This is a genomic window from Sporolactobacillus shoreicorticis (assembly GCF_024125445.1).
In the GTDB taxonomy this organism is placed as follows: Bacteria; Bacillota; Bacilli; order Bacillales; family Sporolactobacillaceae; genus Sporolactobacillus; species Sporolactobacillus shoreicorticis.
In genome coordinates, this window is the sequence record NZ_JAMXWM010000003.1 from 81,907 (window position 1) to 96,415 (window position 14,509).

General features: G+C 44.0%; 15 protein-coding genes, 1 pseudogene and 1 other annotated feature. Of the genes and pseudogenes, 4 read left to right on the top strand and 12 right to left on the bottom strand.

Annotation, left to right across the window (positions count from 1 at the left end; translation table 11 throughout):
* Positions 1–5 precede the first annotated feature (5 nt).
* Entirely contained in the window at positions 6–1,172 is a 1,167-nt protein-coding gene (locus tag NIE88_RS03330; RefSeq protein WP_253058780.1) for a GNAT family N-acetyltransferase, read from the bottom strand.
* A gap of 848 nt (positions 1,173–2,020) precedes the next feature.
* Here NIE88_RS03330 and NIE88_RS03340 point away from each other — a divergent pair.
* From NIE88_RS03340 to NIE88_RS03355, 4 genes and pseudogenes are all read left to right on the top strand, one after another.
* Positions 2,021–3,019: pseudogene (locus NIE88_RS03340) on the top strand (IS30 family transposase).
* A 1,408-nt stretch (positions 3,020–4,427) separates the two neighbouring features.
* The gene (locus tag NIE88_RS03345; RefSeq protein WP_253058784.1) at positions 4,428–4,793 is read left to right on the top strand and encodes a hypothetical protein; all 366 of its coding nucleotides are present in this window, start codon (positions 4,428–4,430) and stop codon (positions 4,791–4,793) included.
* 81 nt (positions 4,794–4,874) lie between these two features.
* Positions 4,875–5,120, top strand: coding sequence for a hypothetical protein (locus NIE88_RS03350; protein ID WP_253058786.1), 246 nt, complete (start codon positions 4,875–4,877; stop codon positions 5,118–5,120).
* A 48-nt stretch (positions 5,121–5,168) separates the two neighbouring features.
* Positions 5,169–5,849, top strand: coding sequence for an ATP-binding cassette domain-containing protein (locus tag NIE88_RS03355; protein ID WP_290446302.1), 681 nt, complete (start codon positions 5,169–5,171; stop codon positions 5,847–5,849).
* 403 nt (positions 5,850–6,252) lie between these two features.
* Here NIE88_RS03355 and rplT read toward each other — a convergent pair whose 3' ends face one another.
* The 11 genes from rplT to mutM form a co-directional block, all read right to left on the bottom strand.
* Positions 6,253–6,609 (bottom strand): 50S ribosomal protein L20, encoded by a 357-nt coding sequence (gene rplT / locus NIE88_RS03360; protein ID WP_253058798.1) that lies wholly within the window; start codon positions 6,607–6,609, stop codon positions 6,253–6,255.
* 76 nt (positions 6,610–6,685) lie between these two features.
* Positions 6,686–6,880: a 50S ribosomal protein L35 gene (gene rpmI / locus NIE88_RS03365; protein WP_253058800.1), complete on the bottom strand. Its 195-nt coding sequence runs from the start codon at positions 6,878–6,880 to the stop codon at positions 6,686–6,688.
* A 78-nt stretch (positions 6,881–6,958) separates the two neighbouring features.
* A complete protein-coding gene (infC, locus tag NIE88_RS03370) occupies positions 6,959–7,462 on the bottom strand; it encodes a translation initiation factor IF-3 (RefSeq protein WP_253058802.1) in 504 nt (167 codons plus the stop codon).
* 56 nt (positions 7,463–7,518) lie between these two features.
* Positions 7,519–7,637, bottom strand: a sequence feature (ribosomal protein L20 leader region).
* Positions 7,638–7,694: 57 nt separating this feature from the next.
* Positions 7,695–8,276 (bottom strand): DJ-1 family glyoxalase III, encoded by a 582-nt coding sequence (locus NIE88_RS03375; RefSeq protein WP_253058804.1) that lies wholly within the window; start codon positions 8,274–8,276, stop codon positions 7,695–7,697.
* Between the two features lie 167 nt (positions 8,277–8,443).
* Complete coding sequence (locus NIE88_RS03380) at positions 8,444–8,593, bottom strand: YrzI family small protein (protein WP_253058806.1); 150 nt, start codon at positions 8,591–8,593, stop codon at positions 8,444–8,446.
* A gap of 525 nt (positions 8,594–9,118) precedes the next feature.
* Positions 9,119–9,946, bottom strand: coding sequence for a putative sporulation protein YtxC (locus NIE88_RS03385; protein WP_253058808.1), 828 nt, complete (start codon positions 9,944–9,946; stop codon positions 9,119–9,121).
* Between the two features lie 125 nt (positions 9,947–10,071).
* Positions 10,072–11,004, bottom strand: coding sequence for a primosomal protein DnaI (gene dnaI, locus NIE88_RS03390; RefSeq protein WP_253058810.1), 933 nt, complete (start codon positions 11,002–11,004; stop codon positions 10,072–10,074).
* 27 nt (positions 11,005–11,031) lie between these two features.
* Positions 11,032–12,414 carry a replication initiation and membrane attachment family protein gene (locus NIE88_RS03395; protein WP_253058812.1) on the bottom strand — a complete coding sequence of 461 codons (1,383 nt, stop codon included), beginning with the start codon at positions 12,412–12,414 and terminating at the stop codon, positions 11,032–11,034.
* Positions 12,415–12,486: 72 nt separating this feature from the next.
* Positions 12,487–12,966, bottom strand: a complete 480-nt coding sequence (nrdR, locus tag NIE88_RS03400; RefSeq protein WP_253059221.1) for a transcriptional regulator NrdR — start codon at positions 12,964–12,966, stop codon at positions 12,487–12,489.
* Positions 12,967–13,051: 85 nt separating this feature from the next.
* Positions 13,052–13,657, bottom strand: coding sequence for a dephospho-CoA kinase (gene coaE / locus NIE88_RS03405; protein WP_253058814.1), 606 nt, complete (start codon positions 13,655–13,657; stop codon positions 13,052–13,054).
* On the bottom strand, positions 13,654–14,493 hold the full coding sequence (gene mutM, locus NIE88_RS03410; RefSeq protein WP_253058816.1) for a DNA-formamidopyrimidine glycosylase: 840 nt from the start codon (positions 14,491–14,493) through the stop codon (positions 13,654–13,656). The genes coaE and mutM overlap by 4 nt, the downstream gene beginning before the upstream one ends.
* Positions 14,494–14,509: the final 16 nt, after the last annotated feature.

Below are 14,509 nucleotides of genomic sequence, written 5' to 3' on the forward strand. Positions count from 1 at the left end.
TCCAATCAAAATCGATCCGATTTCCAAAAAGCATAGTCACTTTTAGGAAAAAGGGCTGCATAGGGTTGCTTCTGAACTGAAGTGCCAAGCAGCACATCGCTTAGCAATTCAGTGGAGTTTCGCTCAATCGACGTTGAGTAGGAAACCGAATCTCCAGGGACCTCAATCTTCGCAACCCCTTTCCTGAGATGAATGAGCAGTTCATTGCTCCCGCTTCTGAGCAGTAATGATCTGTCGCTTTCATCGTAATGAGACAGTCTCTGGGAAAGCACCGGTTGAATCTTCTGAAATAAACGATCGACACGCAGGATTCTCCACATCGCGCCATTATAGGTTTCGGCATGCGCACTCCATTTCAGAAACAGTTGCCAAAGCGCGTGACGTTCCGGCATCTGCACCATAAGGCGGCATTCCTCTGATAAATTTTCTTTCAAACGATACATAAATGAAGCAACCGCGTCCTCATGCCCCGGCAAATAACAGCATTCAACCAACCCGATTTTGTTTTCATCGAATGCTTCCCACCTGAGATAAGCGACCAGTTCATCATGATCAAAAGCATTCAGAAATGCGCCTTTGCGCTTCTGATTCCAGGCCATTTGCCCTTTCCAGTACGCATCTGTTCGAATTCTTGCACCGCAAAGCGGCTCAATAAAGTGCCGATACATCTCTTGCACAGCATTTAAGTCTGTTTCGTTAAAAGGCCGGATTTGATAATCCTGACGCCCGGCCATTTCAAGAATATCAGAAACATTCAGAACGAGTTCGTCCATAGGCAACGTCTGCCAGCCTTCTTTTTCATAAAATGAATTGATTCCCGTAAATAAAAGAGACAAATCGTAACCATGTGCAGCCATCCACTCCGTTTGATGATTCAGAATGGTCCGAATTAAATGCCTGCCGCGATACTCCGGCAAAGCCGCGACGTTTCCGATTCCCCCGCATTTAAGGCTTATTCCAAGATAAGAAAGAAAAAAGGGGAAAATCTGAACGGCCCCGGCTACATGCTCGTTCACCTTAGCAATCCAAGTGTGATGCTGCTGACAATTCGGATCGAGCCGGATTCTTTCTTCAAAAAAGGCCCGGCTTTTCGGGAAAATGTTCACCCATAAGTCAAGCGCTTCCTGCCATTCTTGATCGTCATGAACCGGCCTGATTTCGATTGTACCCATTGTTCGATCACCGCCTCTGTAACAAAGTCACTATTATTTTCTTATTTCACTAATCTTAACTGCCATTTTAATTCTCTAAATGCTGTCTTTTTTACTTCGTCATAATTTGAAATATATCTTTCCAGCTGTCGCCAATTCTTCATCAATATTAGATGTACTTCTGTTGTATCCGCTATAAGATAAAGTTCAATTAAAAAATATAATGTTTCCCAGATTAATGTCTTGTCTCTTAACTCCAAAATTGCTTGAACCACCTCAGGGATATAAGAAAAAGCATCAGGTGAAGTCATGTTTTGTGTTATTGAATCGAATGAGTCGCTAAAATATCACTGATTATTTTCCAGCTTCTTCTCCCAGTCGCAATAGATTGCCGCCAGTTGTTCATTGATCAACACAAAAAGCCTCCTCAGATGGGTGCCTCTTAATATCTATTCTAACATTAAAACAATAGCTCTTATCATTTTTGAAGATGCAGAAGTAACCTTAATTGATGCAGAATCAGTTATTTCAATCTGGACGGGGACAATCTTTAATAGATCGTTCATGAGATTTTTTCTTTTAAACTTGTATTACTAAACGACCGCCTGCTAAAATGGTTTCCTTACGTATGTCAATTAATTGGTCAAAAGCTACAATACTATTTCTATAATAGGTAAGATCATAAGCTTTACCAATAAGGAGCTTTCTTTTCACTATTTTTTGATGCAATGGGAATATCCATTACTGCATTTTTTAACCCTTGAATTTACACTTTAAGTGCAACACATAGAAAATTAAAGGACCCATCGCTGAGTCTTCCCTGTACAATAGGATTTGCGAGAAACTATTGAAGACAGGGGAAGTCAACGATGAGCCACTACCACCATCTTAATCCATATGAACGAGAAATCATACTGAAAAATGTCATTTTGGGCAAGTCCATTCGCTCGATTGCGGCTCTCCTGGATCGCTCTCCAGCCACAGTCAGTCGTGAAATGAAACGCAATCAACAGAGTGACGGCACTTACTCTTCTGTTCAGGCGGAAGCGAAGTATCATACACGGCGGAAAGGCTGCCACCGTCAACACCTGTTGGCGAATTCTGAACTTCGCGACTGGGTTCAACAGCTCATTCTCGCCCATCAATGGTCTCCTGAACAAATTGATCAACGGCTTAAACGAGATCATAGTCCTTGAAAAATCAGTTATACGACCATCTATCGTGGAATTGAGCGTCATCTTCTGGATGAACCCAATCGTCAACCCGGTCAACGCGGAATCGCCCGTCACTTACGGCACCGAGGAAAATCACGACATCGTAAGGGTTATGAAGAACATCGCGGAAAAATCCACTATAGCCATTCCATTGACGAACGGCCGCCTGAAGCGAATGAACGTCGCGTCATTGGCCATTGGGAAGCGGATACGGTCGTTGGAAAGATCGGATCCGAATGTCTGGTAACGCTTGTAGATCGAAAAACACGATTTTTAATTGCCGCCAAGGCTGCTAAAAAGACCGCCCAATGTGTGAAGGAGAAATTAATTGAGCTGATCAACCAATTACCCGGTGATCAGCGGCTGACCGTAACTCCCGACCGTGGTAAAGAATTTGCTTGGTATGCCCAAGTGGCTAGGGCATGCGGTATTACGTTTTATTTTCCCGATCCGCACGCGCCATGGCAACGTGGGAGCAACGAAAATACCAACGGACTGCTGCGGGAGTATTTTCCAAAAAGACATGACCTTAGCCAGGACAGCAATGCATCCATTGCACATGTCATTAATGAATTAAATCACCGACCTCGCAAATGTTTAGGATGGAAGACTCCTTTTGAGGCCTTTTATAATCAGGTGTTGCACTTAGTTTGACAATTCAAGCCCGTTTTTTGATTTTGATATCACATATTAATGCAGTAAAAACTTTTCATCTAATTTTCCAATAGATGGAATATGCCAGATTCAATTGTGCTGTATTCATGGTTTTCATAATAATGGTCCAAAATACTTAATTCAAATGAGACAAACATATCCCTCCCCCTTTTCATTTTTTATTGGTTTTCTCTACATCCTCTAATCCATCTGTCATGATGCGTTGACTGTTAATAAGACAAATGACCATCATCTATCTTCACGTATTGCTTGTATTGACCGTTCATCAAATGAGTTCAGATCATTTTGATCATATAAAGTCACCGTTATTTCTCGTACGTATTCTACATCATTAATATGAGCATGCTCATGATTTCCGAATTTTCTAAGCATGCTCTCTAAACTGTCTTTTAATTCTTTCGCCTCATCCTTTGTTAGGTATAAAATAATATCCCGTAATGACTGATTATTGTCGTTGTCTAAGATTCGCATACAGATCATTCTTTCATTTTTTTATACAATACACCTGCCTCAATTTTCGACAGTACTCTGTATCAGTTGAAAATACAAATTAGAAAATAAGATCTTCAAAAAACAAAATTCTATTTGTGATTGCTCACTTACTAAAACTATTTTTATTAAGTATACAAATTCATGATCACGCAGTCAAAATGAATCGCTGCTTCTAATCTTCAACGCCAGCAGCACGACGGTATAGTTTCGCCTTACACCTCTTGGCTGAATAAATAAAGGTACTGTATAATCAAGTTAATTAATAATTCCGGAGTCGATGAATATCGCAATCTGTGATGATGACAACACGCAAAGAGAATACCTAGCAACACTCGTTAGAGAATGGGCAAGAAAAAGCAAACGGGCGCTTACCCTTAAACTCTTTGAAAACGCGCAGGCAAAAAGTATGAGGGCTATCTCAACCGCCAAAATGAGCCCGGGGTGTTTGCCACCGAAATCATGTTGCCACTTTAACTATATTGATGGCACCGATTAGCTAAGCTGTGCTCCCCTTTAGCTTAAGAAGGGATGCAGATGGAACTTTTCATACAATTGATATTAGCCGTTCGTGGTTCAGTTCGTGCCATTCGTGCACGCTTTTTCTTTAGACATCATTCTTGTGCTAATTTGAAGTCGTAAGGAGTTGAGACTTCATGAATAAATCCGAAGTAAAACCGAGCTATTCAACACCGCAAAATATTGGTTACGTTTTAAAAAACTTATGACATTGGAACAAGAAATTCCTTTTTGCTGCAATCGTGCGCGTTCCTTTTCTTGTTTTACTCCCATTTCTGGGAATTTTGATGCCGAAGCTCGTAATTGACAGTCTGACTGCAAAAGTAAGCCCCTTGCATTTTGCTTCAGTGATTGGCCTCATGACGCTTGCGATCATGTTTTGAATGTTGTGGGACGGTCTCTTGATGCCTGGCTGTCATGGAATGCCACCTATCATCGAATCAACTATATCGTACCCATGCAGCGGAAAATGATGGATACAGATTATGGGAACCTTGAGAGTCCCGAGGGTCAGAACAAGTTAGAAAAAGCGCATCAGGCAACAAATGGCAACCGTAAGAGAACAGAAGCAATCATTATGGCATTGGTCAGCCTTGCCGCCAATATGTTTGGAATTATTTTTTACGGCGGCGTTCTTGCCACGTTGAATTCGTTGGTCATCGTTTTTTTGCTGATCACTGCGCTCGGCGGCTTTCTTTTTTCCCGTCATGCGCAAGTCTATGAACATTTGCATAAAGACGATTAGACACCGACTGAAAGTAAACTGGACTATCTGATCCGTGAATGCGACGACTATTCGACCGGTAAGGATTTGAGACTTTACCATATGACCTCTTGGTTTGGCGAACGATTTGACGGACTGATGCATAACCGAACAATTTGGCTCAAACGAATTGCGTTGTGTCACTATTTTTCCGATGGCGCCATCGGCGTAATGGCACTTTGCCGTGATAGTGTTGCTTACGCTTATCTTATTTATCTTGTTATCAATGGTCATCTCTCGGTTGCGAATTTCACTTTATTCTTTGGAACGATTGCGGGGTTTTTCCACTTGGCTGACCGGTTTAACTAAGTTCAGCATATGAGTCTTGAAATTTGCGATGTCCGCAATTATCTGGATATGAAAGATTCAGCCAACCGCGGAGAGGGAATAGCGCTACCTCTGAAAAACACCTGGCCCTGTTCGATCACTTTCGATCACGTCTCCTTCTCCTACCCTGGAAGCAATCGGAAAATTCTCAATGATATCAGCCTGCATATTAATGCAGGAGAGAAAGTTGCATTGGCCGGCTTGAATGGTGCTGGCAAAACAACCTGCATCAAATTACTGTGCGGATTCTACCAACCGACATCCGGTCACATTTTGATCAACGGTAAAGAGATGATCTCCTTTAATCGTGATAAATATTACACGTTATTTACAGCTGTTTTTCAAGATATTCACATCCTGCCTGTTTCAATTGCACGCAATATCGCACCCAAGATTGATGAAGCAATTGATAAGGAAAAAATGGAGCGTTGCCTGCAACTTGCGGGCTTCAAAGAGAAAATTGACAGTCTCGAACATGGATTAGACTCAATGATGGTGAAGGAGGTCCATGAACAGGCGGTACAATTCTCCGGCGGTGAGCTTCAGAAGATGCTGCTTGCACGTGCTTTGTATAAGGAATCGCCAATTCTGATTCTCGATGAACCGACCGCAGCACTTGATCCGATCTCAGAAAACGAGCTTTACGAGCGTTATGGGACGTTAACTACAGGACGAACCTCGCTGTTTATTTCCCCCATTCGTTGTTCTTGATGAGCCAACCGCCGCATTAGATCCGGTTGCTGAGTTTGAGGTATATGCCAAATTCCAGGCGATTGCCGGTGACAAAACTGCGATCTATATCTCGCATCGGCTTTCATCCTGTCGCTTCTGTGGCAATATTCTTGTCTTCGATCAAGGTGAACTGATCCAAAGTGGCAGCCATGACACATTGATTCAAGATAAAGATGGCCAATATTATAAACTGTGGAATGCTCAGGCGCGGTATTACCGAGAAGATCCCCAAAAATCGAAACTGCTTGGGTAAGATTTTACCGTCATCGAGCGATTCTGGATTTGTATGTGCTCTGTAAAATTGATTGTATCCCTGTTTCCTTGCGAAGAACAGCGTCTCTGCATGCCATTAAGCATGCAGAGACGCTGTTTGTTCAATCTCTTATTTAACAACTGCTTTAGCTTTTTCTGCGAGTGTCGCAAATGCTGCTTCGTCGTGAACGGCGAGATCAGCCAGCATCTTGCGGTTTACTTCAATGCCTGCTACCTTCAAGCCGTTGATCAGCTTGCTGTAAGACAGGCCGTTGAGACGTGCCGCCGCGTTGATACGCGCGATCCACAGTCTGCGGAAATTGCGCTTTGTCTGACGACGGTCACGGTATGCATAGGACAGGGATTTGAAGACCTGTTGCTGGGCAACTTTAAATAATTTATGTTTTGCACCGAAATAGCCTTTTGCTAATTTAAGTACTCTTTTGCGTCTGCGACGAGTCACATAGCCGCCTTTAACTCTTGCCATTGTATAAACCTCCTAGAATGAGCCGCCCGCATGTCGGAACGGCATTAAAAAATAAATCTTAGTACATCGGTTAAAATCAATCGTTGATCAGTTTCTTAAGCTTCTTAGCCAGAGTTGAAGTTGCAATCGTGCTCTTGTCGAGATTACGTTTTTGCTTATTCGACTTGTGGCTGAACATATGACTCGTGAAACCGTGTTCCCGTTTGAACTTGCCGGTACCTGTCTTCTTGAAACGCTTTGCGGCACCTTTGTGTGTTTTCATTTTTGGCATAAAAAAATCCTCCTAGTAAGATCAGCATCTCATAGCAGCCGAAATCGCTAATAGAGCTGTTTCCGTTAAATTACTGTATTACTTCTCGGCTTTCGGCGCAAGCACGAGAAACATGCTGCGTCCTTCCATTTTCGGCTTTGCCTCGACAACACTGATATCCGCACATTCCTCAGCAAGTTTTTCAAGCACTTGTCGTCCAAGGTTGGAGTGCGTGATCGCGCGGCCCCTGAATCGTACGGAAGCCTTTACTTTATCGCCTTTTTCAAGAAATTTCTTGGCATTGCGCATTTTCGTATTAAAGTCATGTTCTTCAATACTCGGACTAAGCCGAATTTCTTTTAAATTAATGACTTTCTGGTTCTTTCGCGCTTCACGTTCTTTTTTCTGTTGTTCGAACCGGAATTTACCATAATCCATGATCCGGCAAACCGGAGGCTTCGCGCCCGGCGCGACCATCACCAAGTCAAGATTCACATTGTGAGCCATCACCAGTGCTTCCGCTTTCGACTTAATGCCGACCTGTTCTCCGTTCTGACCAATCAGACGAACCTGCTGCGCACGAATACCTTCGTTGACAATCATATCTTTGCTAATATTGAGCCACCTCCAAATTAATTTGAGCAAACCGCTGGCTGAGTGAGCAAACAAAAATACGGGCGTAAAAACGCCCGTATTGACTATTCATTGCTTAATTCATACCTGGCAACAGCATTTCTGCGTCGAACAGGTGAGAAGCCGGGCGCCTCTGCTTTACTCATTGTTAATCCTTAATTACTATACCATGCCGAAACCCTTATTGCAAGGTTCACTTTACTTATGAACGTACCTTTTCGCGATTTTCCATCAGGAAATCGAACAGCATATCGTGGCTCACTTTCTCCGCTTCCTTTTCCAAGCCAAGCTGCCGCAAAATTTCCAGGCCGATCGGGAGCGTCGTTCCGGCAGCTCGGGAAGTGATGACCTTACCCGAAACGACGACAGGATCTTCACTATAGGTCGCATCTTTTATATGATCCTTAAAGTCCGGATTGCTTGTCGCCGTTTCGCCTTTCAGCACGCCGGCTCGTTCCAGGGCAATTGGGGCGGCACAAATCGCTGCCACAAGTCTTTCGTTCTGTTTATAGGAACGAATCAGTTTCTGGGCACGTTCATCGTCACGCAGCGTCGTCGCACCTTTAACGCCTCCCGGAAGATAAATCCCGTCAAAATCAAGCAATCCGTCACTGTCGATGCTTACATCAGCTTTGACAACGATCCCCCTTGAGCCCTCCACGAGCAGCGTCGAGGCAAGCGAGCAAAGAACAACCTTGACCCCGCCACGACGAAGTACATCAATCGCTGTTACTGCTTCCGTCTCCTCAAATCCTTCTGCAAGCAATACAAGAAATTTCTTCATCAACGCCCACTCCCTTCATCTATTGTTATCGTACCACATCGATTCAATCAATCAAAGCGGAGCGCAGTCAAAGAAAATGTGTACCCTTTCCGAAACGTCCGCGAGCTGTTAGAATCATTTTGATTATCATTTAAATCTCCTCCTCATTTATTTTTTAGTGATGACAATTACCAAATGTGACGTCCGTATTCAAAACGTTTATCAAGCATTTTGTTTCGCAACGCATCAATGCGCCTGCGATCCTCATAGCGTTCACGCGGCGTTCTCGGATTTCTGACAGTAATCGTAAAGGTCAAAGCAAATAGGTTAAACTTCATCAGGCTATTCCCTCCTTCCCTATTTATTAATGTTTCTTTGAAAATCCCATCTTTTTCAATTGGCATACTTAGATTTGCGCTTGCTGTTGACATAATCTTCATCCTTTCGTTTTCGTTGTTGATATCACCGTTCGGAGTCATGCGGTGCATCTCCGATGGCAATAATGGTTTATATAAAAGCGAAGCTCGGGTGCTTCGCTTTACACCCAAAAGACAAAAAAAGACCGTAACGACAGCATTGCCGGTACGGTCAAAAAAGAGCATAAAAAGACCGCAGTCATTCGAGACCCTGCGGTTCTATTCTTATTCAATACTTATCATAAATTTATGATCATTAGCGTAATAAGGAATTCACCGAGGTCACCCGGACACTATATTCAATTGATGATACCGTTGAATTCATTCCAATTGTCATCATGTCTTGATGACCTCCTTTCTTTTTTGCTTCTTCATTATATATGGTAAATGTTGCATTGTAAACCTAAAATGGAAAAAGAGACAAATTATTGCTTGATCAACGATTGATTATTGCGATACTCGATTTTCACTGCTCAAATGCAGCGTTGAGGAAACAAAGCAGACGCGATCCTCAAATACGCGATGCAAGGTCTTCATCATTCCATGCTCCGGACGGTCCGTATAAACAATCACTTGTTTCGGTGCAAGCGCAATTAAGGACAGTACAATCGAAGGTTCAGCTTCGATGCCCCATTGTTTCAGCAACGGATAAAAGGAGCGTACCGATTGTACGTTACGAATCAGGCGATGATGATCGTCAAACAGCCGGAACGGATGTTCATCATAAACTTCAATCTTTTCACAGAGCGGTTTATAGGCCCTGATAATGCGTCTCAGCTTGTCTATAAAAACCTGATATTCTTGTTCCAGTTTATATTCGTCAATCGCAATCTCGACATAGTGACGCAGGGCTTTCTTATAAGCAGTCAAACGAAAGCGAATAATGGATTCAAAAGAAAAAGAATTGTGCTCCTTCAGAATGCCTTCCAAAGACTCCATAATCGTTTCGCGCCGGTCCTGAAGGGTCGCCATCTGGGGCAGATCATTCTTCTCACCTGCAAAAATAGCCGAAACGATATTTAAGATCGCCACCTGCTCTTCCGGTTCGGTAAAATAATAGTACCGCTTAATAATGTCCATGATCCAATCTTTTTCATGTTCTTCGATAATATAACGCGTAATGAGCTGTGCAAACTCTTTATAATCTGCCGTTTTCTCCGGAAAAACAGCTAAACGACTGTTAATCAGCAGCACACCGGTTACTTGTCTGAAGGAGGAAGGCAATCTGCGATAAAAATCTGCCGCCTCCTGCTGGGTATCAAAAACAATCTCCAATGGTTCATCCTCCCCGTCCCAACTTATATTAAGACTATATGGAGGTAAGTCCTCATTCATGCTTTCAATGGATAAATTATTTTTTGATACCCGGATTCTAATACTTTTTTTATAATAGCTTTTTATTATCGGCGATTGGATCCTTCCATTTTAACAAGCTTCGTAAAGTGACGAATCCGTTCCATCAGACGCTTGGCCTTGACATTCTCAATGCCGCTTTTCTGCGAATAAGAAAAATGGTCTTCCAGCTCGTCATAATTAAAGTTGGATGTGTAAAGCGTTGGCAGGTGATCCATCATTCGGTATTGAAGAATGCTGCCGAGCACCTCATCGCGCACCCAGGGTGTAATCGTTTCCGCTCCAATATCGTCAAGAATAAGAACCGGCGTTTTCTTCAGCACGTCAAGCTTCGCATCAACCGTATTGTCTTGTATCGCGCCTTTAATTTCTCTGAAAAAATCGGGAACATAGACAATAAGTGAAGCAATATGACGTCTTTCGGCCAACCGATTCATGATTGCACCCATAAGATATGTTTTCCCGATCCCGAACTGCCCGCATAGATAGAGCCCTTTCGTCTCGGCAGGGTCGGTCAAGTAATTCTTGACGAACTCGCCCGCTGCAAGAATAGCTTCCTGACGTCCGCCTTCTTCTTTGTCGAGCGTTGCAAATGTGGCACTTAAAATATCCTTGGGCACATAGTAGCTTCGTATTAACTCACCTTGATGTTTTTTTGCTTCGCGTTCACGAAGTAGCGGACAAGGTGAAAAGGTCAGCGAAGGTGTACCCTTATCATTCACCAATTGCGGCCGGTAGCCCTTCATCATATTCGGACATTGGTCCAGTCCGGGACAATGTGCACAATGCTTCTGTTCTGAGGCAAATTGATAGAGACGTGACAGACTTCTTGTCCACGCATCTGAACTGATCTCCGGATTTTCTTCGGCGAATTGACGGATAGCCGGATTATTCTTTAGCGTTCCCGACAGTTGATCCCATTTTTCTTGCATCGCCTGCTGAGCCGCTAAATCTTTAAAAAAAGAATGAATCGGTTCCATCCAAACGCTCCTCTCTTATCTCAGTATTCATATATTATTCAAATAGTCTTCAAGCCATTTTGCTCTTTGTTTTACCGCTTCATCATTATCCTTTGTTTGCTGCTCCGTTTTTTTCGGATTTTTCATCCATTCCGGAACAACTTCATGATGCTCATTCTGAGGTGATTTTCTCGTTCGTCGCTTATTTTGAATTTGTCCTGATACCGTACTCTTTTTCGGCTGTTCTCGTTTTCTTTGCTCTTCACGTGCATAAGCCATTGCTTCAGGAACCGTTCGCACATTCGCTCTTGCCCATTGTGCAGCAACTTTCTCAACAAACGACTTATTAAGATTATGATCGTTCACCTGAGAGATGTAGTCAATCAAGACATTAATCACTCCGGGATTGAGCTTCGTATCGAACATCAGATTTTCAACTAAACGTAAATCAGGCGCGGCCGGTTTGCTTCCCTGCCCAAGTGCTTCAAGCAGCTGAAAGGGGGAGTTTCGTTCATACCATGCGATCAGCTGTTCTTCCGCAGTCTGCGGCTCTCTGTCGACGATCTTCCGTTCTGCTTTCGGCTGTGTCCGTTCATAGAGCGCAGGCATCTCGTTCGAGCCATGTTCAAGCAAATAAAAGTCACGTACTTCTTTTCGCAGCGCAGCGATGTCCACCGTGCCTGTATGGAGCGCTGCCGATTGTACCGCTCGGCTCATATCGTAAGGATCAGTTTGGTAGACAAACGCCAGCTTATCAATGGCAAGCCGCACCTCATCAGTCAGAGCATCTTCGCTAAGAATTGCGTCAGAGAGGTACGTCAGCATTTTCTTAAAATCAAAGTGATTGCTGAAACTGATCTTCGGCGGTTCGGCACGCGCGTCCCAAGAACCGGTTGGCGGTGTATTTAGCCTGCCATCCGTTGTTTCTGCAGATGGCAGTGACTGAAACACATCGTCAAAATGAGCGGATACATCTTCATAGTCATCCATGATGATCGATTTGCTTTCAAAAAGGAGGCTCAGCCGTTTGTACTCTCTCGGGCCAACCTGACGATATAAAAACAAATTTAAAAAACCGTCTTTAAAAAATAACTCAGGTGTCAAAGGCGGTTCGAGATAATAGGCAAATCGGCCGGGGGCTGCCCCCTTTTTCTTCAAGGTTTGCAGCAGCCCGACGGCCTCTAATTTTTTTCGTGCGGTCAGTAATCGATCCAAAGGCAGATTCATCGCGCCCATAAGATGATGATGCGTCAGGAATTCCTCCGAGTCATCAATTTCCTGCCAAAAAGTGAAGTACATACTTACCGCCTCGATACCGATCAGAGGCTGGTAAAGGCACGTAACAACTCTTTGGTCAAAAGGATGAAGCAGCCCATTCGTCAGCACACGATAATGATCGCCCGGCAGCACTTCTTTCCACGACTGCATCATTTTCATTCCCCCGCTCTGCGTCTGCTTGCGCAGAAATCAAGGATCCGTTCTCCGCCGGCCTTCCTCAATCTCTTACTTTTTACTGTTTTTTTCATTCTCTAATTGATCTTTCAATTCCTGAATCTTCCTTGCAAATACGTTAATATCCGTAAACTGTCTATATACTGAAGCGAAGCGGACATAAGCAACCTCGTCCACTTTCGCTAATTCATTCATCACAAGTTCGCCGATTTCATGACTGTTCACTTCCGAGTGCCCCTCATCTCGAAGCTGCTTTTCCACATCATTCGCAAGCTGTTCAAGCCGTTCAAGAGGAACCGGTCGCTTTTCACAAGCCTTTATAAGCCCGCGCAGCATTTTTTCATGGCTGAAGGCTTCTCTCGTTTCTCCTTTTTTCACGACCACTAAAGGAGTTTCCTCCACTTTTTCAAAGGTCGTAAACCGGTGATGGCATAACTCACATTCTCTGCGTCTGCGTATCGCCCGTCCATTGTCAACGGGACGGGAGTCAAGCACTTTCGTCGCCATTTTTTTACAGCTTGGACAGCGCATTTTTCTTTTCACTCCATTCGCTGCTGTTTTCGATAAATCTATTGTATCCTACATGGCAACGGATGAAAAGGTAGGCAAGTATAGGTCATGTCTGATTCAAAAACGACCATCGGCTGAGAAAACAACGGAGCTGGGCTTCGGATTCCTCAATGGAGCCGTTATTGTCGATCACCGCATCTGCCCGTTTCACTTTATCAAGTAACGGGATCTGCGAAGCGATGCGTGCACGCGCCTGATCCTCAGTCAATTTGTTTCTGGTCATGAGCCGGCGCAGCTGATTTTCTTCAGACACAGCGACAACCAATGTTTGATCAACCCAAGTTTCCAGACCATTTTCGTAAAGAAGCGGGATATCCAAAAACGCAGCTTGGACACCCTGTTCTTCAAGTTGATTCAATGCTTCATTCATCCGATAACGAATAATGGGATGAAGAAGTTCATCTAACTGGCGTCGTTTCCTGGTGTCCTGAAAGACAAGAGCACCCAATTTTTTTCGATCCAGTTCGCCTGTCGGCAAAATCATCGTTTTTCCAAATTGCTCAGCGATTTTTGCAAGCGCTGGTTCTCCCGGAGCAACGATTTCACGTGAAATTTTATCGGCATCAATGACCGGATAACCATGTTGCACAAGCCAGTGTGAAATGGTGCTTTTCCCACTTGCAATCCCGCCTGTCAATCCGATTTTCTTCATTTCTTCGAACCTCTTGGCTGGCAAACCGGACAGAAATGCGTCCCGCGTCCGCCGACTTTTATTTTTTCAATTGGCGTACCGCAACATATGCAAGGCTCACCCGTTCTTCCATACACATTTAATTGCTGCTGGAAAAGGCCCATATGTCCTTGACTGTTCACAAACGTTCGGATTGTGCTGCCTCCCAGTTTAACAGCTTCGCTCAGCGTTTCAACGATTGCTTTCATGATTTTTTCCAGTTGATCGCCGGTGAGCACACATGCGGGAGTCACCGGGTGGACACCGGCCTTAAATAAGGATTCATCAACGTAAATATTCCCGAGTCCGACGACAATCGTCTGATCAAGCAGTACTTGTTTAATTGTACGCTTCGTATTTCGGCAGACGGCCGCAAGATATGCCTCGTTCAGATCAGCAGACAGAGGTTCAGGACCAAGCTTGGAGAGCGGCAGATGGTTCCCCTCATCTCCCTTATCAAAGAGATGCATGGTACCGAATTTACGTACATCACGATAGCGAAGTGACGTATTGTCGGTAAAATGAAAGATCACATGAGTATATGCATCAAGCGGTTCACTTTCCGGGTCCAATAGATAGCGTCCCTCCATTCTCAGATGCGATACAAGCACACGATCATTAAAATGAAACAGCAGAAATTTCCCGCGGCGCTGTACATCCATTAGCGTTTCGCCAATCATCTGAGCCTTGAATTGATTAATATCAGTTGGACGGCGGATAATATTCGGCCAGCGTACCTCGACACGCTTCACCGTTTTTCCAAGAACAAGTTCATTTAAGGTCCTCTTCACAGTTTCCACTTCTGGTAATTCCGGCAAGCGACTCCCCCCTAAG